Raw genomic sequence first — 23,251 nt, 5'->3', positions numbered from 1 at the left:
GGTCTGAGACCATGGGAGGCGTGAAAGAGATTCGGCGCGGCACGCTTCAGGAGCAGACCTTCTACGAGCAGGTCGGTGGGGAGGAGACCTTCCGCCGGCTGGTCCACCGTTTCTACGAGGGAGTCGCCGAGGACCCGATCCTGCGGCCCATGTACCCGGAGGAGGACCTGGGTCCGGCCGAGGAGCGTTTCGCGCTGTTCCTCATGCAGTACTGGGGCGGTCCGACGACCTACAGCGAGCACCGCGGCCACCCGCGTCTGCGCATGCGGCACGCCCCCTTCGTCGTGGACCGGGCCGCGCACGACGCCTGGCTGAAGCACATGCGGGTCGCGGTCGACGAACTCGGTCTGTCCGAGGAGCACGAACACACCCTGTGGAACTACCTGACGTACGCGGCGGCGTCGATGGTGAACACCCCGGAGTAGACCGCGCCGGGGTGCGACGGGGGACGCACCGGGGACGCACCGGGGGCATGACGGGGCCGAACGAACCGGGAACGAGGCGGGGGACCTGGCGCCGCGGACGGCGCGCGTCAGCGCACGCTGATGTCGAGCATCCCCAGCCGCCCCGCCCGCCGTACGGCGATCGACCCGTACGGGGTGCGCAACCGCAGCCACGCGCCGAAGGAGACCAGTCTCAGCTCCTCCGAACCCGTGGAGGGCCGAAGGAATCCGAGCGACTGGGCCGCGTGCACGGCGCGTACGGGAAGTCCGGTGTCCCCGACCGTCCGGGACCAGATCTCCCGCCCGATCCGGTCGAGTTCGGCCCGCGTCCGCAGCTCGGCCGTCAACTCCTCGGTACGGGAACGGAATTCGGCGACGGCCGCACCGACCATCGCACGCAGCGCGTCCGCGGCGGGCAGCCCCGCCTCGGGCCGCCAGCCACCGCGCGGCGGCAGCACACCGGCCCACGGCGGCCCGGTGACGGCCGCGGGAACGGCGGCCGTCGCGGCACTCTCGTCGACGGCCTCCAGCAGCTCCCCCGCCGACACGGTCACGTCCAGCGTGACGTCGAGGCCGTTCTCGTACGGCTTGGCCAGCCGGACCGCACGGATCGCGAGCACCTCGAAGGAGGGCGGCCGGCCGAAGACGGCCAGCGCGGTGCCGGCCGCCTGGAGCCGGACCGCCGCTCCACGGTCGTAGTGGAGCAGCCGGGAGAGGAAGGCCGCGACATCCGCCGCCTCCCCCTCGTCGGCGAGGTGGAGCACCGTCATGCGGCGACGGCCTCCTCGTCGTCGTCCCGGTACTCCGCGAGGAAGTCACGCTCCTCGGCGGTGAGCCGGCGCGGCCGCTGCGCCTCGAAATCGAACGGCACGATCACCGTGGAGGCGGTGACATAGATCTGGTCGCCGTCCTTCACCTCGTAGGTGATGGTGAAGGACGCCGCCCTGATCTGGGTGATCCACAGTTCGATGTCGACCGGGGAGTGCCGGTGGACGAGCTGCCGCTTGTAGTCGATCTCGTGGCGGGCCACCACGGACCCCTGCTTGAAGTCCTTCTCCGGGCGGAACAGGAAGTCGATACGGGCTTCCTCCAGATAGCGGAGGAACACCACGTTGTTGACGTGGCCGTACGCGTCCATGTCCGCCCAGCGCAGTGGGCAGCGGTAGATGTGCCGCAAGATCGATCAGCCCCGGGTCAGCTTCTTGTAGGTGGCGCGGTGCGGACGAGCGGCGTCCGCTCCCAGCCGCTCGATCTTGTTCTTCTCGTACGACTCGAAGTTGCCCTCGAACCAGAACCACTTGGACTCGCCCTCGTAGGCGAGGATGTGCGTGGCGACCCGGTCGAGGAACCACCGGTCGTGGGAGACGACCACGGCCGCACCCGGGAACTCCAGCAGCGCGTTCTCGAGGGAGGACAGCGTCTCGACGTCGAGGTCGTTCGTCGGCTCGTCGAGGAGGAGCAGGTTGCCGCCCTGCTTGAGGGTGAGCGCGAGGTTGAGGCGGTTGCGCTCACCACCGGAGAGCACACCGGCCGGCTTCTGCTGGTCGGGGCCCTTGAAGCCGAACGCGGAGACGTACGCGCGGGACGGCATCTCCACCTGCCCGACGTTGATGTAGTCGAGCTCGTCGGAGACCACGGCCCACAGCGACTTCTTCGGGTCGATGTTCTCGCGGCTCTGGTCGACGTACGAGATCTTGACGGTGTCGCCGACCTTGATGGAACCGGAGTCCGGCTCCTCGAGTCCCTGGATCATCTTGAAGAGGGTGGTCTTGCCGGCGCCGTTCGGGCCGATGATCCCGACGATGCCGTTACGCGGCAGCGTGAAGCTGAGGTCGTCGATGAGCACCTTCTCGCCGAAGGCCTTGGAGAGGTTGTTGACCTCGACGACGATGGAGCCCAGGCGCGGGCCCGGCGGGATCTGGATCTCCTCGAAGTCCAGCTTCCGCATCTTGTCCGCCTCGGCCGCCATCTCCTCGTACCGGGCGAGACGCGCCTTGGACTTGGCCTGACGCCCCTTGGCGTTGGACCGCACCCACTCGAGCTCTTCCTTGAGACGCTTGGCACGCTTGGCGTCCTTCTGCCCCTCGACCTTGAGGCGGCTCGCCTTGGTGTCGAGGTAGGTGGAGTAGTTGCCCTCGTAGGGGTGGGCGCGACCGCGGTCGAGCTCCAGGATCCACTCGGCGACGTTGTCGAGGAAGTACCGGTCGTGGGTGACGGCGACGACGGTGCCGGGGTACTTCGCGAGGTGCTGCTCCAGCCACTGCACGGACTCGGCGTCCAGGTGGTTGGTGGGCTCGTCGAGCAGCAGCAGGTCGGGGGCCTCGAGCAGCAGCTTGCACAGCGCGACACGGCGGCGCTCACCACCGGAGAGGTTGGTGACGGGCCAGTCGCCGGGCGGGCAGCCCAGGGCGTCCATGGCCTGCTCCAGCTGGGTGTCCAGGTCCCACGCGTTGGCGTGGTCCAGGTCCTCCTGGAGCTTGCCCATCTCGTCCAGCAGCGCGTCGGAGTAGTCGGTCGCCATCAGCTCGGCGACCTCGTTGAAGCGCTTGAGCTTGCCCATGACCTCGGCCGCGCCGTCCTGCACGTTCTCCAGAACGGTCTTGGACTCGTCGAGCGGCGGCTCCTGGAGCAGCATCCCGACGCTGTACCCGGGCGACAGGAACGCGTCTCCGTTGGAGGGCTGCTCGAGCCCCGCCATGATCTTCAGAACGGTGGACTTACCGGCACCGTTAGGCCCGACCACACCGATCTTCGCGCCGGGCAGGAAGCTCAGCGTTACGTCGTCAAGGATGACCTTGTCGCCGTGTGCCTTGCGCGTCTTGCGCATGGTGTAGATGTACTCAGCCAAGAGAAACCGTCCGGCAGCTTGAGATCTGGCAGTGGGCAGGTGGGCAGATACACCCCATCTTGCCTGAGGTCCAGCCCCGGGTGTTAACCCATTCGGCCGGGGGGCTGTGAGCTGGGCTTTCGTCGTAGACGGCCGTGGCCGACCTGTCACTGTCGGTCGCCGACGAGCGACCTCGGGGAACCCGGGACGGCCCCTGGCCCAGGGCGGGCCGTCGTCGTGGCACGGCGTCAGGTCGGATGGGGTATCTCCGACCAGTGCCCTCGATGCCCCTGCCCCTGTCCTGCCTCTGTCGCTGCCCCCGCCCGCCGACTCCGCTCAGTGGCGGGTCTCGTTCTCCTTGCGGCCCACGAGCAGGAGGGCCGCTCCGCCGATGACCACCAGGCCGATGGCGGTGCCGGCGATCAGCGGGGTGGCGCTGGTGCCGCCCGTCGCGGCGAGGTTGGTGTCGTCGGTGGTGGAGGTGCCGCCCACGGTGGCCGGGCTCGGCTCGCTGAGGGTCTGGGTGGTCAGGCCGGCGGTCTCGTCGGCCTGGGTCTCGCAGTCCAGGACGCCGGTGAAGCGGCTCTCGACGCCTTGCGGGCCGTTGATCGTGAAGGCGTAGGCCTGGTCCTCCTGGAGCGGGATCGTCACCGTCCGGGACGCACCGGCCGGGATGGTGTACTCGGTCTCCATCAGCTCGAAGGTGAAGACCTGGTCGCCCTGGTTGACGGCCGTGATGTCCACTCCGGTCTTCGCGCAGTTCTTCGCCGCGGACAGTGCCGGTATGGCGCCCTGCTTCGCCCAGGTCGCGCTCGCCGTCGCCGACACCGTCGACTCGCTGGAGCCGGCCAGGATCTGGGTCTGGCTGCGGCTCTCGGAGGTGAAGGCGCGGCCGACGGGGACGGTGGTCGAGGCCTGGACGGTCAGCTCGGCCGAGCCGTCGGCCGAGTCGGCCGGTACGTCGAAGAACAGCTGGCTGCCGTCCGTCACCGACGTGACCACCTTGCCGTCCTTGCCGACGATCCGTACGCCGCTGGTGGCGGCGTCCAGCGGAGGCGTCACCGTCACACCGCCCGCGTTGGTGTGCACGGTCACCGGGCCGAGGAGTTCGCCGGGGTGACCGGAGACGGCGGGCGCCTCGAGGGTCAGCGACGCCTCGGGCTCCGCCACGGTGCGGGCGGCCTTCTGGAGGTAGTCCGCGAGCCGCTCGGCCTGCACGTCGACGGCGTCGACGTCCGCGCCGTCCGAATAGCGCCAGATGGCCACCTGGGTGCCGGTGGCAGCGTCCTGTTCGGTGAGACCGCCGTCGATGCCGGCCTTGTCCGCGAGCGAGGCCAGGTCGTTCACCTGGGGGTAGGAGTGCTGAAGGATCCAACGGATGCGGCCCGCGTCCTTGTTGGCGCCCAGCGAGGTGCCGCTCCAGGGCGTCTCCTGGTACTTGGCGTCCTTCTGCGTGGGGTTGTAGAGGTCGACGCAGTAGGTCTGCAAGGTGCCGCCGCCCTCGACGGACATCTCGAACAGGCCTGCCGAGACCTCCTGGTCGCCGCCGTCGGCGTGGATCACCGCGGCGCCGTAGGTCTTGAGGCCGCCTATCGTCGCGGTGGCCCCGCCCTGACTCTGCGTCACCTCGGCGGCGGCGGCCGTGCCCGCGCCGGCGATCGCACCGACGGCGAGGAGGCCGGATGCCAACGCCGCCGCGGCGAGGCGGACCGCCCCTCGCCCGCGTGCGAGCGGCGCGGAGAACGAACAAATCACACAATTCCCCTTCGAGCAGGACCCGTTGATGTGGGGGGTACGGGTCCCACCAGCAGAATCAGAAGCCCCGTGAGCCACGTCCGGCATCCTAGAGACGTCGCGCAGTGCGCTTCCCGGTCATCTCATCGGATCGCCGATCCGACTCGGAATCGTTATCCCCAAGATCGTCCAGAGTTCCGACTTATCGACAAATCAACTTGGTTGCTCGAACCGCATGCGCCGATAAGCCACAGTTCGGTCGGCGTCGACGCGGCACGCGCGTTGACGGTCCGTCACCACTCCGTCGCATGACATCGCGTCCCGCTCCCTCCCGCACCGCGCCGCACCACCCGTCCTGCCCTCAGCTCATGTCACCGCCACCGGCTCGCGCCGCCGGCCCTGCGGGGTGTCGGGCTCCGGCTCGGTGGCATCGGCGGCCGGTGTCTCCCAGTCGGGCTCGGGCCGCGCCGGTGCGCCGACGGCCATCGGCTCGGGTCGGCCCGACCGCCGGAAGGCGGAGGTGCCCCGCGAGATGTCGTGGCCGATCGCCACGGCGTCGATGTCCGCCGACGTCCGGCTCTGCTGGCCCTCGCGCGACTCCGTACGCACCCTCAGCCTGCCCTGCACCATCACCGGGTCGCCGACGTTCAGCGAGGCGGCCGCGTTGGTGGCCAGTTGCCGATTGGCCCACACCGTGAAGAAGTTGGTGTGCCCGTCGGTCCAGGTGCCCTTCTCGCGGTCCCAGTAGCGCGAGGTCACCGCCAGCCGGAACCTCGCCGACGCCCCCGCCGCCAGGTCCCGGTAGACCGGCTGCGTCGCCACGTTGCCGACCGCGCAGACCATCGTCTCGTTCATCGTGAACCCCTCCTCGCCCGGACGGTCGCTCCGCCCGGATACACGTACGGGCCCGTCCCGCACGGCTGCGTCCGCCGTGACAGCCGCGGCCCTTCGCCGCGTACCGTCACCGCCCTCTCGGCGACCGCATCCGTCGCGATCGCCGCGAAGCCAGACTGCCTCCGTCGGACCGGGCCCGCCGAGCGCTGTGGACCACCCAGCGCCTGTGGAAAACTCCACCACTCGGACGAGTGATCCACGCGCCTCGCACTGTGGATCACCCAACTCGGATCGCCTCTTGTGGATCACCCGTCGCGGATCACCCCTCGTGGATCACCGCCACGGATCACCCACGGCCCCTCACCGAGCTGCGGCCCCCACCCCCGTGACCTGCCCGTACTGCTCCCGGACCTCCCGGTACCGCAGCAGTTCCGCGGCGACGGGATCCAGTACACGGGCCCGGCCGCACCCGGCCGCCGCCTCCCGCAACCGGCGCTCCGCGTCCTGCCCGTACCGCCGGGCCGGCCCCCGTGCCGCCAGTCGGCAGCTCCACTCGACGAGCGGGCCGCCGATGATGCCGGTCACCATCAGCAGCACCGGAACCCCGAGGTTCGGCGCCAGCACCCCGACGATCTGTCCGAGCAGCCACAGCCCACCGACCACCTGGAGCAGGGTCATGCACGCCTGCGCCAGCACGGCCACCGGCCACCAGCCCGGCCGCGGCGGCCGCCCCGGCGGCAGCCCGGCCCGCGCCGCCAGCTGGTCCAGCGCCTCGGGCAGCCCGTTGGCCCCGCGTACGGCCGCCTCCCGCACGGCCTGCGCCCACGGCATGGGCAGCCCCGCCGAGGCCCGCTCGGACACCGTGCGCACCGCCTGCTCGACGCGTTGCCGTGCCGTGGCCTCCTCGTCGGCCGGGGCACGCAGCGGCAACCGTCCGGTGGGAGGGTCGCGCCGGTCCTGCTGCCACCGCCACAGCCGCAGCCACGGCGTCCCGCACGCCCGGCCCGCGTTGCGCAGCCAGGCGCGTTCGGCGGCCTCACCCGCGGCGGTGGCGCCCACGGCGTCCGCCAGGCGGTCCGCGAACTCGTCCCGCGCCTCCTCGCTGAGCCCGGTGCGTCGTCCGGTGGCGTAGACGGGCCGCAGCCGCCACGCGGCGGCGTCCACATCGGCGGCGATCCGCCGTGCCGCGGCGCCGCGTTCCGTGACGAACTGGCCGAGCACCTCGCGCAGTTCTCCGATGCCGTCACCGGTGAGTGCGGACAGGGCGAGCACAGTGGCGCCCGGTTCGCCGTACTCGCCGAGGGCGACGCCGTCCTCGTCGAGCAGGCGTCGCAGGTCGTCCAGGACCAGCTCGGCGGCCTCGCCGGGCAGCCGGTCGACCTGGTTGAGGACGATGAACATGATCTCCGCGTGGCCCGCCATGGGCCGCAGGTAGCGCTCGTGGAGGATCGCGTCGGCGTACTTCTCGGGGTCGACGACCCAGATGACGGCGTCGACGAGCGCCAGAACGCGGTCGACCTGCTCGCGGTGCTGCACGGCCGCCGAGTCGTGGTCGGGCAGGTCGATCAGGACGAGCCCGCGCAGCTGCGCCTCGGCGTCCTGACTCTGCACCGGCCGTCTGCGGAGCCGGCCCGGGATGCCCAGCCGGTCGATGAGGGTCGACGCGCCGTCGCTCCAACTGCACGCGATGGGTGCGGAGGTGGTCGGGCGGCGTACGCCCGTCTCCGAGATGTTCACTCCGGCGAGGGCGTTGAACAGCTGCGACTTGCCGCTCCCGGTGGCGCCCGCGATGGCGACGACGGTGTGCTGCCCGGAGAGCCTGCGCCGGGCCGCCGCCTCGTCGAGCACCCGGCCGGCCTCGGCGAGGGTCCGGCTGTCGAGCCGGGTGCGGGAGAGCCCCACGAGTTCACGCAGCGCGTCGAGCCGGGACCGCAGGGGGGCGTCGTAAGTGAGCGGGGTCGACGGCAGGCTGCTCCCGCCGCCACCGCCGATCCGGGTCTCCATGACGGCGGCCTGCTCGGCGGCGGAGGCCTCGCTCACGCGGCGGGCGATGAGCCCGTCGTCCCAGGCCTCGGCGGAGTCCGTATTGGGTTCGGCACCCGGTTCGGCACCCGCGTCCGCACCCGGATCCGTGCCCAGTTCCGTACCGGGCTCCGTACCGGGCTCCGAGCGGGGTTCCCTGCGGGAGGGCGCGTGCGGACCGGTGCCGGCGGCCGTGCGAGGGGCGGTGATCCCGTCGGCGTCGGACACGCGCGCGTGGACGGCCGCCTCCTGCCCGCGGGGTTCCTTCGCGGAATTCCTCACGGGCAGCTTCGCGGGCACCTTCACGGATCTCTCCGCCGTACCGCCGTCCTCAGCACCCACGCGGTCCTGCGCCCGCACCTGCTCCCGCTCCCCGGCTTCCGGGTTATCCCCCGTCCCCGAGCTGCTGCTCTTGCTGCTCTTACTGCTCTTGCTGTTCTTGTGGTCGTTGTCGATCCGGCCGCTGTCGGTCTGATCGTGGTCCGTGTGGTCGTTGTCCATGTGGTCGTTGTCCGTGTGGTCCTGGTCAGTGACGGCGGTCACCGGTCACCTCTCCTTCTGAAGTACGGACAGCGCGGCGATGAGTTCGGCCTGGGGTTCGGGGTGGACTTCGAGCCCGTCGAGGGGCGCGAGGCGCAGTTCGCGCTCGGTGTGCAGCACACGGTCGAGGTGTTCGGTGAGCAGCCGTCCGGCGCGGTCGCGCAGCCGCAGCGCCCCGTGCGCGCCGATCCGTTCGGCGAGCCCCTCTCCGGCCGAACGCGCCCTGCGGCCGCCCAGCAGGGCGGTGGCGACGAGGGCGGCGACCGACTCCGGATCGGGCGCGACACCGCGTTCGAGGCCGCGGACCTCGTCCTCGGCGTACTCCTCGAGCTCGCGCCGCCAGCGCCGTACGGCCAGGCCGATCCGGTGCTCGGTGCTCTCCGGCGAGGCGTCCCGGTCCGTCAGCTCCGGTGCGTCCGAGGCCGGTTCGCGCCGCCAGGCATCGTCGACGCGTTCGTCGGCGGCGGTGACGGCGCACAGCAGGAGGGCGCCGAGGCTCTCCACCAGGGCGTCGAGGAGTTCACCGGCGGTGCAGTCCAGCGGGAAGGCCCGCCAGCGCTTGAGCGCGTCGCCGGCGAGCACGGCACCGCTCTGCAGACGGCCCCGCACGCGCGTGTACTCGGTGTCGTACGCCGTGTCGACGGCCGAGGTGAGGCGCAGCGCCGCGGCGTACTGCGAGGCGGCGGCACCCGCCAGTTCGGGCATCCGGGCCTTGAGGGAGTCGAGGACGCCCTGGGCCGTACGGGCCAGGGCATGGCGGCGGGAGCCGGGGTCCTGGACGTGGTGGACGAGCCAGTTCCGCAGCGGCGCCACGGCGGTGGCCGGGAGGAGCCCGCCGCCCCACGCGGACTCGGGCAGTTCGGGCACCGTGAAGCGCGGTACGTCGCCCAGCCCGGCCTTGGTGAGCAGCGCGCCGTACTGCCGGGACACCTCGGAGACCACCTGATGGGGTACGCGGTCGAGGACCGTCACGAGCATGGCGTCGTACTCCTTGGCGGTACGGAGCAGGTGCCAGGGCACGGCGTCGGCGTATCGGGCGGCGGTCGTGACCATCACCCAGATGTCGGCCGCACAGATCAGTTCGGCGGCGAGCACGCGGTTGTCGGCCACGAGGGAGTCGATGTCGGGTGCGTCCAGGAGGGCGAGGCCCGGTGGGAGGGTGTCTGCGGTCTCGATCCGCAACACGTGTCTGCCGTCCTCGCCGGGCAGCAGCAGATCGTCCGCGGACTCCTGATGGGGCGCCCACACGCGCGTGAGCCGCGGCAGTACCCGCATGCCGCTGAACCAGTGATGGTCCTCCGGATGGCATACGAGGACCGGAGTCCGTGTCGTCGGCCGCAAGACGCCCGCCTCGCTGACGCGCTGGCCCACCAGGGAGTTGACGAGGGTCGACTTGCCTGCGCCGGTGGAGCCGCCCACGACGACGAGCATCGGCGCGTCGGGCTGCTTGAGCCGGGGCACCAGATAGTCGTCGAGCTGGGCGAGCAGTTCGTCGCGGTTGGCACGCGCGCGGGGGGCCCCCGCCAGGGGAAGCGGGAAGCGTGCGGCGGCGACACGGTCGCGCAGGGCGGAAAGTGCGTCGAGCAGCTGAGGCCGTACGTCCAAGGTCACCACATGCGAAGAATGCCCAATTTTAGGGGATTTATGAAGCATATAGGCATGTCTGCGCGCCGATAGGACACAAGGGACGGAAGGTGCGACTGGGACAGAGGCACAGCGCAGGCATAACGAGTGCACAACACCCGTGGCCCGGGACGCGAAAAGCGATGCACGATTCGCACCTGCCTGCGATTATCAGGACCGCTTCACCGAACCTCCACATTGAGCCACGGAGGCGAAGCAACCGGGACAAGGAACCGGGAGCCCTATCCTTGTCCCCGGCAACGTCACGGATCAGCCCACACCCGGGCAGCACGTACGAGGCCACCACACCCGGCCCCCGTAGCTCAGTGGATAGAGCAGGCGCCTTCTAAGCGCTTGGCCGCAGGTTCGAGTCCTGCCGGGGGCGCAAGTCTCCGCCCTCCCTTTGGGAGGGCATTTTTGCTGTTCGGAGCATGTTTCGCGCGACACGACACAGCCCCTGGACGCTCCCCCGACGATCAAGGGGAGGGCCCGGGGCTGTCCGGCTGTCACCGGGTTTTCGCGGGGGGCCCTGTCGAATACGTGTCGAAATTCTTGGCGCGAAGCCTCGGTCTCCGCAGGCCGGCTCGGGCAGCTCCCCGGCAGCCTCCAGGCACCGTTTCAGGTCAGCCGGCCGCGTCCTCAGCTCTCCTGGTCCTCGACCATGCCGATGGCGAAGGGAAATCCCTTCAGGAAGTCGCGCCTCGCAGGGTCTTGCTCCGCTTCGGCCAAGTCCCCGAGCACCCGCAAGAGCCGCTCGCGTTGGCCGGAGGGCAGGCGCAGCAGTTCCCCGCCGACGCTCTCCATGATCTTCACCGCGGAATCGGGATCCACCTCCTCGTCCCCGCAGCTCTCCAGCCACCACACGACATCGACGAGCATCCCGGTGAGCGCCGGCACGAGCGGATCCCTGTCAGTCATGGCAGCTGTGTCAGTCATATCAGTCATGCGCGCAACGTAGCCGCGCCCTGTGACAGCGCCTCTCGGGGCGGCGCCCCTGCCCGTCCTGACCGCGGCCTGCCCATGGAATCTGGTGGCCTCGTACTGTCCAGGCGGGAGGACGACGGCCGACGGGCGGCCTGCCGGTCGCTGTGGAGGTGTACCGGTCGGCATGACTGGTGGGGCCGGGCCGACCGGCCGGAGGAGGCATTGGAGGCCTGCCCGGTGCCAGAGCTGTTCCGTTGGCACCCAACTGCACCCGGGATGCAGAGTGGTCAACGGCCGTACGCGGCCAGGGTCCCCGAGCCGTCGTGCACGGTGACCCGCACCCCGCCGGCCTCCCCTTGCCCACCCCCATCCCCCGCCCCCGCCCCGGCGACCGCCACAGCCACCGCTGCGGGATGCGTGCCGTCGACGACCATGTCCGCCATGCTCGTCATGTGGGGCCGGGTGGCGAGTCGGGCGGGCCAGGCGAGGACGGCCGGTGGTTGTTCGGGGCCGGATACCTCCAGCTCGCGCAGCGGCACCCCCAGCCCCACGCCAAGCGCCTTGAGCACGGCTTCCTTGCGCGTCCAGGTGCGCAGGAAGGCGGGCTGCCGTTCGGCTGTCGGGCGGGCGTACAGCGCGGCGAGTTCCGCGTCGGACAGGGCGACGCGGGCGGCGGAGTCGACGTCCATGTCGGCGTGGGACTCCTCGACGTCGAGACCCACCTCACCGTCCCGGCAGACAGCCACCCCGACGAGCGCACCGCTGTGGGTGACGGAGAAGGCGACGGAGTGGTCGTAGGCCGGAGGGGTGGCCGCAGGGGTGCCCGGAGGAGTGGCCGCAGGGCCGTCCGGCGGTAGTGCCAGGTGGACCTTGCCGTGTGGCCCGCCGCAGCGTGGACACACGCGGCGCAGGGGGACGTCCGCCGGGGGCAGCCCGAGCAGTTCGCCGAGGACCAGACGACTGAGGGCGCAGCCGACGAGGAACCGTCCCCTGCCCGCGGGGTCGACGGTCGACTCGTACCGGACACGTTCCACGGGATCGAGGAGCGCCCGCAGGCCCGTCCGGGCGTCCTCCAGACGGGCCCACCACACCTGCACCGGGTGTCCTGTCACAGCGCCTCGTCCTGGTTCGATGATCAGCCCGCGCCACTACACTCCTGCTCACACCACACCACACGAGGGGCAGCCGCATGCGACTGCACACACAGGAGTGGGGAACGGGCGAGCGCGTCGCCGTCCTCGTCCACGGCATCATGTCCGACCACCGCACGTGGCACGAACTGATCCCGGTTCTGACCGGACGGGGCTACCGCGTCCTCGCCGTGGACCTGCGCGGGCACGGCGTCAGCGCGCGCGGGGAGTACGAGCCCCGGCTCTTCGCTGAGGATCTCCTCGAAACGCTGCCGCACGCCCCGGAAGTGGCGCTGGGCCATTCGCTGGGCGCGCTGGCCCTGGCCCTCGCGGTGGCGGAGTTGCAACCGGCCCGCGCCGTCTACTCGGAACCGGCCTGGCAACTCACCGGGGCCCACGGGTCCCTGGATCCGGCCCTCTTCACGCTCTTCAAGCGCTCGTCCCGCGCTCTGGCCGCCCTCTCCCGCCCGCCGCGCAACGGGGAACCGGACGAGCGACTCGAGAAGCGGGCCGCGGCCGAGCAGCAGGCCCTCGAGCGCTGGGACGAGAGAACGGCGCTCGCGCTCTCCTCCCACCGGCACATCGACCACACGCCGGAGAAGGCTCTGGTGCCCTCTCTCGTCCAGACCTCGGACCCGAGCATGCTCGTCAGCGCGGAGATGCGGGCGGAACTGGTGCTGCGCGGTTTCGAGGTGCGTACGGTGCCCGACGCACCGCACGCGATCCACCGGGACCGGTTCGACGCTTTCGTCGAGTCGCTGTCGGGGTGGCTGTGAGACCTACGGCCGAGCAGGCCGGAATGCAGTTCGGTGAACCGGTCGAGCCGGTCGATCCGATCGGATCAGATGAACGAGTCGAACTCGTCGAACCCGTCGAAGCCGCCGAAGCCGCCGGACCCGTCGAAGCAGGTCAGTGCACCGCGCGCAGCATGCGCGTCACGTTGATCCGCGTCGGCGAAAGGCCGACCTCCACGCTCTGCATCATCCGCTCGCCGTTGAGTCGGCCATAGGCGAGCAGGTCGACGTTGGCCAGGCTGAATTCGGGCCAGGTGTGAATGCTCAGGTGCGATGCGGAAAGCAGGAGAATCGCGGTGACGGCACCGTTCGGGAAAACGTGCGACGCCTCGCCGAGAACCGTTGCGTTTCCCTTTTCGGCGGCCGTGCGCAGCACCTGGAGAAGGCGCTCCTCGTCGGTCAGGATGCTGTGATCGCTCACCCATACATCGACGGCATAAGAGCACAGATCGTCGACGTTTATACCCTCGGTGGCGAGGTTGGCGGAGTTGGTCATGGGGAACCGGGGGTGACGAACCGCTGCCCCCGTCTCCTTTCACATAGATCTGCGCTGGTCCGCGCGGCCAAAGGGGAAGGTTGCGAGGCCGGTAAGCGGCGCTCGATGGTACCTAGCGTAGCATCCGGGGCGCTCCAGGGCTCGCGCGCGCACCGCGTCAAGGGGAGGGCAGGGGGTCCGGAGAATTCACCCGAAAACCCAACGCGCCCGTTCCGGGAACCCTTTTCCAATCTCTCCCTTGAACGTCACGGCAGCGCAGCGAACAGAATTCCATTCGGAACATGCACAACCGTCACGGGATTCCCGAGAACCCCACCCTAATACCACTCGAATTCCGCATCGATTCCCCGCCGATTCCCGACCGTCCGAGCGGGTCCGGAGGCCTGCGTACCAGCCCGTATACTCGATAGTCCCGGAATCCATCAATCAGCTTGCCTGGAGCAGCATTGTGACGAACGCGCGTCGGCACCCTCGGAGCACCACCGCGGATTCCGTGCTCACGGAAGTTGCGGAAGCCGTCCGGCTCCAGGAGGGCCCGCCCGGAGTCCGGTCCGTCCTGCGTGCGCTGCGCCGTCTGGCGCCCGCGTCCACGAAGGACCTCAGCCGCGCGACCGGGCTGCCCGTCCCGATCGTGGCCGCCCTGGGGAACGAACTGCGCCGCCGGGGATTCGTCACCACACAGCGTCCGTCCCGGCTGACCGAGGCCGGTCTGGACCTCGTCGCCCAGCTCGGCATGGACCTGACCCTCGACGCCACGTGCACCACCTGTGACGGGCGCGAGCTCGTGATCCCCGACGTCCTGGACGAAGCCGTACGGCGGCTGCGTGCCCTCATGGAGTCGGGTCCCGCCGCGGACATGGCGATCGACCAGTCGCACTGCACGGCCGAGACCAAGGTGCGCCGGGTGCTCGCGCTCCTCACGGCGGGCGCGCTGCCCGGCGGCTCCCTGCTGCTGATCGGCGACGACGACCTGGTGTCCCTCGCCGTCGCCGTGGTGGGCGACGTGCTCGGCGCTCCGATCGTCGAGCGGGTGACCGTCGTGGACATCTCCCCGGAGATCCTCGACTACATCCAGAAGGTGTCGGCCGGTCTCGGCACCCGTGTCGAGACCGTCCAGCACGACCTGCGCCTGCCGCTGCCCGCCGAGCTCCACGAGCAGCACGACGTGGCCATGACGGACCCGCCGTACACCGCCGAAGGCGCCCGCCTCTTCCTCTCCCGCGCCGTGGAGGGGCTGCGGCCCGGCCCCTCGCACAGCGTCTTCTTCTCGTTCGGCGGCAAGAGCCCGGACGAGATGCTGGAGGTACAGCGGGAGATCATGGGGCTGGGCCTGGTCACCAACGGTTTCGTCCGCAACTTCAACGAGTACGAGGGCAGCGGCATCCTCGGCGGTGTCGGCTTCTTCCAGCACCTGCTCACCACCACCTCGACGGCTCCCTCCCACGCGGGCGAGTTCAGCGGTCCCCTGTACACGGGCGACAAGCGGACCCGGCAGCGCGAGTACACGTGCGTGGCGTGCGACGCCCGGCTCCGCGTCGGGCCGGGCGCCCGCTGGACCGCGGTCGCCGCCCTGCGTGAGGAGGGCTGCCCGAACTGCGGCAAGGGCCCCTTCCGCCCCGGCCGCCTGGTCCCGGCGGAGGATCCGGCGCCCCCGGCCGAGCAGCCCCCGGCCGAGCAGCCTCCGGCCCCGGTCCAGGTCCCCGCCCAGGTCCCCGCCCAGACCCCCGTCCAAGCTCCCGTCCAGCAGGCAGCCCCCACGCCGACTCCGGCACCGCCTCCGGCATCGGCATCGGCTCCGGCGCCGGCCGCGCCCGTCGGACGTACCTACGGCTGGCGTCCGCCGGCCGAGCAGGACCGCGCCGCCCTCGCCGAGCGGGCCCGGCCGTACGTCACTCGCCAGGCCGACGAGCGTGATCTGCCGGCCATCGGGAGGTTCGAGGCCGAGATCGCCCGTGTCTCCTTCGGCGAGGACGCCATCGACGACCCCGCGCGGTGGGCGTCCCGCCTCGGCCGTGCCATGGAGAAGTCGAAGGCGGGCATGATCGTCGCCCACGGCCCGGACGAGGAGCCCGTCGGCTGGTGCTGGGTGAGCATCAACCAGAACGCGATGACCGGCGACCGCTACGCCAACTTCCGTTCCCTGGCGGTGTCCCCGGTGGACAACCGCAGCGACGTCGCCGAGCTCCTCCTCACCGCCGGCCTGGAGTTCTGCCTGGCCGGCGGCATCACCGAGGTCGTCGGCCGGGTGCACGTGGGCAACGTCCCGATGCGCACGGTGTACCGCAAGTTCGGCTTCGACCCCACCAGCCTGTCGATGAAACTGTTCCTCCCCGAGGGCGAACCGGAGGGAGACAGCGCCCGATGAGCGTCACGGACGGCTTCGATCCCGACGGCGTCAAGTGCGTCGTGTGGGATCTCGACGGCACCCTGTGGGACGAGATCGCCGTCGAGTCGGCCACCGACGACCTGCCCACGCCCCGCCCCGCGGCGCTCGCCGCGATCGACGCCCTGGCGGCCCGCGGTGTGCTCAGCAGCATCGCGAGCCGCAGCGCGCCCTCGGTGCTCGACCGGCTGGACGCCGTGCCGCAGGTGCGGGCGCGCTTCCTGGCCCCGCAGGTGTCCTGGCAGGACAAGAGCGAGTCGCTGCGCAGGATCGCGAAGGACCTCGGCATCGCGGTGGAGGCCCTGGTCCTGGTCGACGACTCCCCCTACGAGCGCGCCGAGGTCGAGGCCCTGCTGCCGGGCGTGCGCACCCTCGCGCCCGAGGACGTGCCCGCGCTGCTGGCCGCGTTCGAGGGCCGGGAGGTCACCGCCGAGTCCCGCGAACGCGTGCGCCGCTACCGCACGGAGGAGACCCGCAGGGCCGAGGGCGAACGCTTCGAGGGCTCGCGCGAGGAGTTCCTGCGCTGGTGCGACATGCGCCTCACCGTCGGCGCGGCCACGGCCGACGAGATCCCGCGCGCGCTGGAGCTCGCCGCCCGGACCCACCGGCTGAACTCCTCCGGGCTCACCCCCGACCGCCTGCGCGAGCTGGCCTCCTCGGACGGACATGAGCTCTACACCGCCCGCATGACGGACCGTTTCGGCGAGTACGGCATCATCGGCGCCGCTCTCGTCGACCGCACGCGGCGCGCCGACGGCGGCGCCCCCGCCACCTGGTCCGTCCCACTGCTCGCGCTCTCCTGCCGGGTGGCCGGCCGGGGCGCTGCGGCGGCCTTCCTGTTCCGGCTGATGGAGCGGGCCCGCGAGGCCGGCGCCGAGGAGTTCCGGGTGACCCTGCGCCCGACGGACGCCAACCTGGAGATGCGCATCCTGCTCCGCCAGGCGGGCCTGCGCCGCACGGACGCCACCGCCACCAGCACCAGCACCAGCACCACCGCCCCTGCCGCCGCCGCGGATTCGGCGGTCCTGGGCAGGACACTTCAGGGCGACCTGCCCGGGTCACCCGTGTGGCTGCACGTATCCGACCGAGAGGACACCGAAGCGTGACGGACATCCAAGAGCGGGCCGCGGTGGAACGGGAGCTCCGTTCGCTGATCGCGGAGGCGGCCCGTCTGGACGAGGCGGTGGTCGCGGAACTCCCCGCCGACACCGATCTGTTCGGTCCGGAGATCGGTCTCACCTCGCTGGCCGGCGTGACCCTGCTGGGCACGGTCGACAAGCGCTACGGCGTCGACGTGGCCGCGCTGGATCTGAGCCTGGACAGCCTCCAGTCGATCGCCACCCTGACCGACTTCGTCGTGACGCATCTCCAGTCGCACTAGCCACCCGACTGTACGACCGTCCTGTTCAAAAAGGGTGATCCGTCCGAACGCACCGTGACCCGCTCACGGTGTCGGCGTTGAACGGGGAGTGCGGCGGCGCCCCCTGCCACCGCACGAACCGATTCCCTAAGGAGAACGTGATGTCTCGCATCGCGAAGGTGGCCGCTGTTGCCCTCGGCACCAGCGCCGTGGTGGTCAGCGGAGCCGGCCTGGCCATGGCGGACGCGGGTGCGCAGGGCGCGGCCGTGGGTTCGCCGGGTGTCCTGTCGGGCAACGTCGTCCAGGTTCCGGTCAACATCCCGGTCAACGTCTGCGGCAACAGCATCAGCATCATCGGCCTGCTGAACCCGGCCTTCGGCAACACCTGCGCCAACGTCAGCGACCACGACAAGGGTGGCGACAAGCACCACGACAAGCACGGTGACAAGCACGACGACAAGCACGGCGGCGGCTACGGCGGCTGAGCTTCACCCCGTACGTCCCGGACGTACACCCCGGTCGTACCCCGCGTACGTACCACCAGGAGAGCCCCGGCACCTCGAGCGCCGGGGCTCTCCCCCTGTCCGCGGGCGGTTCACCGCGACGGGCTCACCGCGACCCGCTCAGGCGTACCGGTAGATCCGGGAAGCGTCCTCCAACTGGTCCGGGGTCACGTCCCACGGGGGCAGCTTCTGCTGCCGGGCGACGACCCGGCGGTACTGGCGGCTGGTCGGCCCCGGTGGTTCGGCGGGCAGGTAGCGGTGTTCGCGGTGCCTGCTCTGCCAGCGGGTCCACAGCAGGTCGACGAAGGCGTGGTGCAGCCAGAAGACGGGGTCGTTGACCGACGCGCCGCCGAGCATGACCCCGCCGACCCATCGGTGCACCCGGTTGTGGTTGCGCCAGGCGGCGCTGCCCGAGCCGGTGCCCCAGCCCTCCAGCTTGTTGCGGAAGCCCCGGGTGACCGTCGAGTCCCAGGGCTCGGTGTCGTAGACGGGGTCCTGGAGCGCGCGGTCCACGTCGCTCCCGGTGGGCAGGTCGATCGGGCCGGCGGCGCGGCCCAGGTCCCGGGTGAGGAACTCCCCGTCGGTCACGTTCTCCTTGATGGTCCAGTCGCCGGTTGCGTAGGCGAACGGCCCGGTCGTCACCTGGTGGTCGGAGCGCCGTCCGTTGCCGCCGAGGAGATCCTTGGTCCAGGGCGCGGCGGTCGCGGTGCGGTCGCGCGTCCAGTCCCAGTAGGGCACCGTCACCGAGGAGTCGACCCGGCGCAGTGCCTGCTCGAGGTCCAGCAGGAACCTGCGGTGCCAGGGCAGGAACGAGGGCGCCATGTGGGCCGTCCGCAGGCCTCCGTCGCCGTCGGACACGTAGTAGTCGATGTGCATGCGGACGAACTCGTCGTACTCGCCCTTCCGTTTGATCTCCAGCAGCGCCTTCACGAAGCGCCGTCGTTCGGCGCCGGTGAGTGTGCTGACGTCCTTACGGGTGTAGGCCATGGTCTCCCCCCATGTGCGGGTGTCGGTGTACTGGATCCGCCGCGCGCAGCCGCTCCCCCGGGCCGAGTCCGTCCACGGCGGCACGGGCCGCCTCCAGCGGGGTGGCGTACGAGCTGTAGTGGTCGACCATGCTCAGCCAGGTGCCGTCGGCGCGGCGCATGAGGTGCAGGGGGCGGCCGTCGACCGTGATGTCCCACCGGACCTCCGCCGCGGCCGCGGTTCCCGTCGAGGCGCGGACGCCCTGGATGTGCCGGCCCCGGTAGGTCTCGTCGAAGGAGTCCGTGGGGCCGGCCTCCACCGGGCGCGAGGGCCGGGAGGCGGTGACGACGGGGACGATCGCGAGGGCCGCGGCGGCGCCGAGCAACCCTCGCAGCAGGTCCCGTCGCCGTGCGCCGCGCGCCGCGCCGGGTCTGCCCGTGACCACCGGCACTGCGGTCACGGGTACTCCGTCGACGCTGACGACCATGGTGTGCTCCTCGTCCGGTGCACCGGACCGGTTCGCTGATCCGGTCCGGCTGTCCGTAGCGGGTTTCTGTAACGGGTTTCTGCAGCGGGTCTGAATAGCGGGTTTCTGCAGCGGCTTTCCGCAGCGTTTCCATGGGAGTAACCGCCCGACGGCCCTCCTGGTCACCGCCCGGCGCCCGAACGATCCGCCGGGGGCGCGGATCCGGACACGGCGACGGGCCCGGACGACGGCGTCCGGGCCCGTGGTTCGATGCGGTTCGTCCGCCGAAGGGGCTAGAGACCCTCGCCCACACCGAGGTCCGCGCCGGGCACCGCCTGGAGGACCGGGCTGATCACTCCCGCCCGGGGCAGCTGGAGGTCCGGCAGGCCGAAACGGTCGGGGTTGGGCGCGGTCAGCGGAGCGTCCAGGGTCAGGCCCGGGCTCAGCGTGCGCAGATCGGAGGCGGGGGCGTCGAGGCCGAGGTGGTTGAAGTCGCTCCCCAGGACCTCCGGCAGGGGCGCGCGCAGCCCCGCACCGGGCAGCCCCGCGGCGACGGGCAGCTGCGGAACGACCCGCTCCGGGATGAGCCGGCCCTCGACGAAACGCGGTCCCTCGGGCGCACCGGGCGTCGGCAGGGGGATCTCGCCGCCGATCGTGGGCAGTTCCACGTTGAGGGACTTCTCGACGCCGTCGAGCGGTACGGGAACGGGCACCGTGCCGATCGCGGCGGCGGGGGTCACGGAGGCGGCGGCACCGGCTGCGGCCGCCACACACGTGATGACTGCGGCGAGGGTTCCTCGGGTGGTCGACTTCATCTCGGGTACGGGCCCTTTCGGAGGGGTTCGGGGGGCGTTGCGTCCGTACCGGGTAACGAGCCGGAAAACGACATCAGTTCACAATTCCCCCGAGTGCCGTAATGGTGCTCATGCCATATAGAGCTAAGGGCACATCGGTACGACGGGGTGATGGTCAGCTCGTCCAGAAATCCCACCATCGGGTCAGGATCAGCATGCCGATCACCCCGATGTGCAGCAGCGGCAGCACCCAGGTGAATTCGGCGAGGAAGTTCCGCACTCCGGCCGGGGCCGGCAGGAACGCGTGGCGCACGTCGAACGCGACGGCGTACCAGAACATGAGGATCGTGGCGACCCAGGCCAGACAGCACCACAGACACAACGCGTTGATCCGGTACAGGGACTCGAACTGCAACCAGGACACGAACCCGACGCCGAAGAGGCAGCCGCCGGTGAAGGTCAGCCAGTACCAGCGCGGGAAGGCGGCACCGGCCAGCAGGCTCACGCCGACGCACACGACGATCCCGTAGGCGACCAGGCCCAGCATCGGATTGGGGAACCCGAACGCCGAGGCCTGGTCGCTCGTCATGACGCTGCCGCAGGAGACGACCGGGTTGAGGCTGCACCCGGGGGTGAAGCCGGGGTCCTCCAGCAGCTTGAACTTGTCGAGGGTGATGACCCAGGCGGCCAGCAGCCCGGCCGCACCGGTGAGGACGAGCAGCAGGGCGTACGCGCGGCCGCCGCCCGCGGGCGCCGGGTGCGGCCGGCGCATCAGCCGCGCAGACTGCGAGCGGGCAGGACGATGTGCGCGGCGGCCGTCAGGGTCTCGTGGGCGCCCGCGAACGCGGCCAGTTGGTCGGGTGTGACGGCCCGGCCGGGCACGGCCTCCGGCCAGGCGCGGGTGGTGAGGACGAGGTAGGCGTAGCCGCGCTGCTCGACGGCCGCGAGCCACTCCCGCGGCGGGAGGCACTGGGCGTTGAGGCCCGGCATGTTCAGGACGGCCGCACCGGACTGGACGAGCAGGGTGAACGGCAGGCCGGGCCGCTCGGTGCCGTCGACGACGTCCCCGCCGACGGGCATGCCGTTGTCGGTGAGCAGACGCGCGACGGCGACGGCGGTCCCCTCGGGGCCTTCCGCGGTGTCACCGAGGGAGTAGGCAAGGAGGTAGGGCATGTCGCTGCCGTCGGGAGCCTCGCCGCTCCACGGCATCACGACGAGGGTGCCAAGGTCGGCCACGCGGAAGGGGCGGGTTGCGCTCGGGATTGAGGTCACCGCGCGACCCTATCGACGCGCAGGGGGGCGTTCGGGCCTGTTCTCACCCGACCGGAGGACGCCGGTCCGTTGCTCCACACGAACGAGGGACGCGCCGCTCGACCCGCCTCGAACAGCGCCGAGGGCCGGTCCCGTCGGTGACGGGACCGGCCCTCTCGGGAAAGGCGACTCAGCCCTGCAGCGGCAGCCCGCCGAGGAGGGCGTTGTGGTTGTTGAGGGCGCCCGTCGCGCCCTTGACGGTGCTGAGCACGGAGTCCTTGTTCTCGGTGTCGAGCGCGTCCGACTGGTGCTGGACGGGCATCGCGTCCTCCAGGTTGATGGGCCCCCTGGTGAGGGTGTCCACGGCACCGTTGAGGCTGGTGGGCGTGAGGTCGGCGGGGGTCGCGAACGCGGGCGCGGCGGCACCGGCGAGGACCATGGATCCGGCAACGACAGCGGCAGCCTTCAGGGACTTCATCGGATTCCTTTCTTCGGCGACCCGGCGACTCGGCCACTTGGCGAATCGGCTACTCGAGTCACCAGGGAAATTCTGACGTCGTGCCTAACGAGCCCCGCCGAGAGCGGAAACCGTGTACACAGAAAATTTCCGCACCCCGGCGGAATGCCGGGGTGCGGAAATCAGGGAGCGACCGTCAGCTGGTGGGCAGCGCCGGCGCGGCCGCGGCCGGTGCCTCGACGGGCAGGGTCGGCAGGGTCAGACCGGCGCCGGCCAGCGTCGCGCTGAGCAGGTCGAGCAGGCCGGACACCACCCCGGTCACCGCCGGGGCGACCTGGCTGACGTCGAGGGACGTCGCGGCCGCGAGAAGAGCGGCGACCGCCTTGTCCAGCGCGGCGACGGCGTCGGCCACCGGGTCGGCGGCGGCCTTCGCCTTGGCGTCGTCACCACCCTTGCTGAGTACCAGCTTGGCCGGCAGAGCGGCGGCCGCGTCGGCGGGCACCGCGGGCTTGGCCGGCAGCACGACAGCCGAGTCCGCGGGCACCGCGGGCTTGGCCGGCAGCACGACGACCGGGTCGGCGGGCACCTCGGGCTTGGCCGGGACCGCGGCAGCGGGATCGGCCGGGACCTCGGGCTTGGCCGGGACCTCGGCGGCCGGGTCGGCCGGGACCTCGGGCTTCGCCGGGACCTCGGCGGCCGGGTCGGCCGGCTCCGCCTCGGGGTCGGCCGGAGTCGCCGGGGTGGCCGGAGTCGCCGGAGTGGCCGGGGTCGTCGGGGTCGTCGCCGTGATCTTGGCGACGGCGGCCTTGACGGCGTCGCCGAGCTCGGTCGCCTGGTCGGCGGTGAGCTGGCCGTCGTCGGCCTTGAGGACGGTGTTGAGGAGGTTGGCTACCGGGGTGATGACAGTGCCGAGCTCGCCGAGGCCCTGGGCCTGGGCGAGCAGCGCGTCGGTGCCGGCGACGGGCGTATTCGACGCCGCGGCGTTGCGCTCACGGGCAGCGGCTCCATCGGCCGCCATCGCGGCGGGTCCGGCGATGCCGAGGACGAGGGTGGCGCAAAGTGCGGTGGAAGCAATACGCCGTACGGGCAGACCACGCATGGGGAAATCCTTTCGATTGCGTCGGGTCTCATCCCCACCGTGCAAACGACCGTCGCCCTCCGCAACAGCTCGATCGCTTTGCGTGACGGCCGTTCTTCCAGCTCACTCGCATCACCCCTGGTGAGAGGGCATGTCAAGGTTCACCGAGCGTGTCGGGACGGTGTCCCCCCATTCGGGGCAAGGCCGTCGGCGACCCCCTCGCCAACGCGAACGGCCGCCCTCCTGGCGGGAGGGCGGCCGTTCGGCGAACGACGTGTCGTGACCTCGAAAAGGAAGAAGAGAGACGTCAGTCGTTGATGCAGGTGTTGCCGAACGCCGGGTTCAGCAGGCCGATCACGTTGATCGTGTTGCCACAGACGTTGACCGGGATGTGCACGGGAACCTGGACGACGTTGCCCGACAGCACGCCCGGGGAGTGCTCGGCGACGCCGTTCGCGCCACTGTCGGCGGCGGCGATGCCGGAGGCGCCGGCGACGGCCGCGGCGGCAACGGAGGTCAGGACCAGGCCCTTCGCGATACGCGACATGGAGAGATGCTCCTTGGGTTTTGACACAAACACCCGGGCGGGGATGCCCGGCGCTGAAGTCAACGCGCGGGACTCGCGG

The 23,251-nt window shown here is 71.1% G+C and carries 24 protein-coding genes and 1 tRNA gene; 7 read left to right on the top strand and 18 right to left on the bottom strand.

What is annotated here, in order from left to right; translation table 11 throughout:
* Window positions 1-11 precede the first annotated feature (11 nt).
* On the top strand, window positions 12-425 hold the full coding sequence (locus tag OG933_RS28135) for a globin (RefSeq protein WP_057600162.1): 414 nt from the start codon (window positions 12-14) through the stop codon (window positions 423-425).
* A 107-nt stretch (window positions 426-532) separates the two neighbouring features.
* Here the strand turns inward: OG933_RS28135 and OG933_RS28130 are convergent, their stop codons facing one another.
* From OG933_RS28130 to OG933_RS28100, 7 genes are all read right to left on the bottom strand, one after another.
* Complete coding sequence (locus OG933_RS28130) at window positions 533-1,213, bottom strand: hypothetical protein (RefSeq protein WP_362525341.1); 681 nt, start codon at window positions 1,211-1,213, stop codon at window positions 533-535.
* Window positions 1,210-1,620 carry a thioesterase family protein gene (locus OG933_RS28125; RefSeq protein ID WP_362264346.1) on the bottom strand — a complete coding sequence of 137 codons (411 nt, stop codon included), beginning with the start codon at window positions 1,618-1,620 and terminating at the stop codon, window positions 1,210-1,212. Before OG933_RS28125 ends, OG933_RS28130 begins: the two co-directional genes overlap by 4 nt.
* 6 nt (window positions 1,621-1,626) lie before the next feature.
* On the bottom strand, window positions 1,627-3,291 hold the full coding sequence (ettA, locus tag OG933_RS28120; RefSeq protein WP_020127897.1) for an energy-dependent translational throttle protein EttA: 1,665 nt from the start codon (window positions 3,289-3,291) through the stop codon (window positions 1,627-1,629).
* Between the two features lie 315 nt (window positions 3,292-3,606).
* Window positions 3,607-5,025 carry a TQXA domain-containing protein gene (locus OG933_RS28115; RefSeq protein WP_405629403.1) on the bottom strand — a complete coding sequence of 473 codons (1,419 nt, stop codon included), beginning with the start codon at window positions 5,023-5,025 and terminating at the stop codon, window positions 3,607-3,609.
* Window positions 5,026-5,370: 345 nt separating this feature from the next.
* A complete protein-coding gene (locus OG933_RS28110) occupies window positions 5,371-5,859 on the bottom strand; it encodes a single-stranded DNA-binding protein (RefSeq protein ID WP_405629401.1) in 489 nt (162 codons plus the stop codon).
* 339 nt (window positions 5,860-6,198) lie between these two features.
* Complete coding sequence (locus OG933_RS28105; RefSeq protein WP_405629399.1) at window positions 6,199-8,403, bottom strand: YfjP family GTPase; 2,205 nt, start codon at window positions 8,401-8,403, stop codon at window positions 6,199-6,201.
* A 3-nt stretch (window positions 8,404-8,406) separates the two neighbouring features.
* On the bottom strand, window positions 8,407-10,014 hold the full coding sequence (locus OG933_RS28100; RefSeq protein ID WP_405629398.1) for a dynamin family protein: 1,608 nt from the start codon (window positions 10,012-10,014) through the stop codon (window positions 8,407-8,409).
* Between the two features lie 321 nt (window positions 10,015-10,335).
* Here OG933_RS28100 and OG933_RS28095 point away from each other — a divergent pair.
* Window positions 10,336-10,408, top strand: a tRNA-Arg gene (locus OG933_RS28095).
* 254 nt (window positions 10,409-10,662) lie between these two features.
* On the opposite strand, the gene OG933_RS28090 is transcribed toward OG933_RS28095, so the two are convergent.
* Both OG933_RS28090 and OG933_RS28085 read right to left on the bottom strand, forming a co-directional pair.
* Complete coding sequence (locus OG933_RS28090; protein WP_405629396.1) at window positions 10,663-10,941, bottom strand: hypothetical protein; 279 nt, start codon at window positions 10,939-10,941, stop codon at window positions 10,663-10,665.
* A 293-nt stretch (window positions 10,942-11,234) separates the two neighbouring features.
* Window positions 11,235-12,059, bottom strand: a complete 825-nt coding sequence (locus OG933_RS28085; protein ID WP_405629394.1) for a 4'-phosphopantetheinyl transferase family protein — start codon at window positions 12,057-12,059, stop codon at window positions 11,235-11,237.
* Window positions 12,060-12,136: 77 nt separating this feature from the next.
* Between OG933_RS28085 and OG933_RS28080 the strand changes: the two genes are divergently transcribed.
* A complete protein-coding gene (locus OG933_RS28080; protein WP_405629392.1) occupies window positions 12,137-12,853 on the top strand; it encodes an alpha/beta fold hydrolase in 717 nt (238 codons plus the stop codon).
* A 133-nt stretch (window positions 12,854-12,986) separates the two neighbouring features.
* On the opposite strand, the gene OG933_RS28075 is transcribed toward OG933_RS28080, so the two are convergent.
* Window positions 12,987-13,367, bottom strand: a complete 381-nt coding sequence (locus OG933_RS28075; protein ID WP_020132946.1) for an S-adenosylmethionine decarboxylase family protein — start codon at window positions 13,365-13,367, stop codon at window positions 12,987-12,989.
* A 493-nt stretch (window positions 13,368-13,860) separates the two neighbouring features.
* Here OG933_RS28075 and OG933_RS28070 point away from each other — a divergent pair, with 493 nt between their 5' ends.
* From OG933_RS28070 to OG933_RS28055, 4 genes are all read left to right on the top strand, one after another.
* Complete coding sequence (locus OG933_RS28070) at window positions 13,861-15,732, top strand: GNAT family N-acetyltransferase (protein WP_405629391.1); 1,872 nt, start codon at window positions 13,861-13,863, stop codon at window positions 15,730-15,732.
* Window positions 15,729-16,856, top strand: a complete 1,128-nt coding sequence (locus OG933_RS28065; protein WP_405629389.1) for an HAD-IIIC family phosphatase — start codon at window positions 15,729-15,731, stop codon at window positions 16,854-16,856. Before OG933_RS28070 ends, OG933_RS28065 begins: the two co-directional genes overlap by 4 nt.
* On the top strand, window positions 16,853-17,131 hold the full coding sequence (locus OG933_RS28060; protein WP_362525369.1) for a phosphopantetheine-binding protein: 279 nt from the start codon (window positions 16,853-16,855) through the stop codon (window positions 17,129-17,131). Before OG933_RS28065 ends, OG933_RS28060 begins: the two co-directional genes overlap by 4 nt.
* 140 nt (window positions 17,132-17,271) lie before the next feature.
* Window positions 17,272-17,595 (top strand): chaplin, encoded by a 324-nt coding sequence (locus OG933_RS28055; protein ID WP_054240058.1) that lies wholly within the window; start codon window positions 17,272-17,274, stop codon window positions 17,593-17,595.
* A gap of 138 nt (window positions 17,596-17,733) precedes the next feature.
* On the opposite strand, the gene OG933_RS28050 is transcribed toward OG933_RS28055, so the two are convergent.
* The 8 genes from OG933_RS28050 to chpG all read right to left on the bottom strand — a co-directional run bounded on the left by OG933_RS28050 (window position 17,734) and on the right by chpG (window position 23,172).
* Window positions 17,734-18,600, bottom strand: a complete 867-nt coding sequence (locus OG933_RS28050; protein WP_405629387.1) for a tyrosinase family protein — start codon at window positions 18,598-18,600, stop codon at window positions 17,734-17,736.
* On the bottom strand, window positions 18,584-19,066 hold the full coding sequence (locus OG933_RS28045; protein ID WP_405629385.1) for a tyrosinase family oxidase copper chaperone: 483 nt from the start codon (window positions 19,064-19,066) through the stop codon (window positions 18,584-18,586). The genes OG933_RS28050 and OG933_RS28045 overlap by 17 nt, the downstream gene beginning before the upstream one ends.
* A 272-nt stretch (window positions 19,067-19,338) precedes the next feature.
* Complete coding sequence (locus tag OG933_RS28040; RefSeq protein ID WP_362525378.1) at window positions 19,339-19,860, bottom strand: hypothetical protein; 522 nt, start codon at window positions 19,858-19,860, stop codon at window positions 19,339-19,341.
* Between the two features lie 154 nt (window positions 19,861-20,014).
* Complete coding sequence (locus OG933_RS28035; RefSeq protein WP_362525380.1) at window positions 20,015-20,611, bottom strand: vitamin K epoxide reductase family protein; 597 nt, start codon at window positions 20,609-20,611, stop codon at window positions 20,015-20,017.
* Complete coding sequence (locus OG933_RS28030; RefSeq protein WP_405629383.1) at window positions 20,611-21,111, bottom strand: DUF5949 family protein; 501 nt, start codon at window positions 21,109-21,111, stop codon at window positions 20,611-20,613. Before OG933_RS28030 ends, OG933_RS28035 begins: the two co-directional genes overlap by 1 nt.
* 169 nt (window positions 21,112-21,280) lie before the next feature.
* On the bottom strand, window positions 21,281-21,568 hold the full coding sequence (locus OG933_RS28025; protein ID WP_020132936.1) for a hypothetical protein: 288 nt from the start codon (window positions 21,566-21,568) through the stop codon (window positions 21,281-21,283).
* Window positions 21,569-21,743: 175 nt separating this feature from the next.
* Window positions 21,744-22,646, bottom strand: coding sequence for a hypothetical protein (locus tag OG933_RS28020; RefSeq protein ID WP_405629381.1), 903 nt, complete (start codon window positions 22,644-22,646; stop codon window positions 21,744-21,746).
* A 286-nt stretch (window positions 22,647-22,932) separates the two neighbouring features.
* Complete coding sequence (gene chpG / locus OG933_RS28015; protein ID WP_020132935.1) at window positions 22,933-23,172, bottom strand: chaplin ChpG; 240 nt, start codon at window positions 23,170-23,172, stop codon at window positions 22,933-22,935.
* Window positions 23,173-23,251: the final 79 nt, after the last annotated feature.

This window comes from Streptomyces sp. NBC_00016 (assembly GCF_045040885.1).
GTDB classification, from domain to species: Bacteria; Actinomycetota; Actinomycetes; order Streptomycetales; family Streptomycetaceae; genus Streptomyces; species Streptomyces coriariae.
The sequence above is the reverse complement of the archived record's forward strand: the minus strand, read 5'-3'. Positions and strand labels throughout refer to the sequence as shown.

Bases quoted from the DNA above. Each gene is read 5' to 3' on its own strand.
- OG933_RS28135 (WP_057600162.1), top strand. From the start codon at position 12: ATGGGAGGCGTGAAAGAGATTCGGCGCGGCACGCTTCAGGAGCAGACC.
- OG933_RS28130 (WP_362525341.1), bottom strand. From the start codon at position 1,213: ATGACGGTGCTCCACCTCGCCGACGAGGGGGAGGCGGCGGATGTCGCG.
- OG933_RS28110 (WP_405629401.1), bottom strand. From the start codon at position 5,859: ATGAACGAGACGATGGTCTGCGCGGTCGGCAACGTGGCGACGCAGCCG.
- OG933_RS28090 (WP_405629396.1), bottom strand. From the start codon at position 10,941: ATGACTGACAGGGATCCGCTCGTGCCGGCGCTCACCGGGATGCTCGTC.
- OG933_RS28080 (WP_405629392.1), top strand. From the start codon at position 12,137: ATGCGACTGCACACACAGGAGTGGGGAACGGGCGAGCGCGTCGCCGTC.
- OG933_RS28075 (WP_020132946.1), bottom strand. From the start codon at position 13,367: ATGACCAACTCCGCCAACCTCGCCACCGAGGGTATAAACGTCGACGAT.
- OG933_RS28065 (WP_405629389.1), top strand. From the start codon at position 15,729: ATGAGCGTCACGGACGGCTTCGATCCCGACGGCGTCAAGTGCGTCGTG.
- OG933_RS28055 (WP_054240058.1), top strand. From the start codon at position 17,272: ATGTCTCGCATCGCGAAGGTGGCCGCTGTTGCCCTCGGCACCAGCGCC.
- OG933_RS28050 (WP_405629387.1), bottom strand. From the start codon at position 18,600: ATGGCCTACACCCGTAAGGACGTCAGCACACTCACCGGCGCCGAACGA.
- OG933_RS28045 (WP_405629385.1), bottom strand. From the start codon at position 19,066: ATGGTCGTCAGCGTCGACGGAGTACCCGTGACCGCAGTGCCGGTGGTC.
- OG933_RS28040 (WP_362525378.1), bottom strand. From the start codon at position 19,860: ATGAAGTCGACCACCCGAGGAACCCTCGCCGCAGTCATCACGTGTGTG.
- OG933_RS28035 (WP_362525380.1), bottom strand. From the start codon at position 20,611: ATGCGCCGGCCGCACCCGGCGCCCGCGGGCGGCGGCCGCGCGTACGCC.
- OG933_RS28025 (WP_020132936.1), bottom strand. From the start codon at position 21,568: ATGAAGTCCCTGAAGGCTGCCGCTGTCGTTGCCGGATCCATGGTCCTC.
- OG933_RS28020 (WP_405629381.1), bottom strand. From the start codon at position 22,646: ATGCGTGGTCTGCCCGTACGGCGTATTGCTTCCACCGCACTTTGCGCC.
- chpG (WP_020132935.1), bottom strand. From the start codon at position 23,172: ATGTCGCGTATCGCGAAGGGCCTGGTCCTGACCTCCGTTGCCGCCGCG.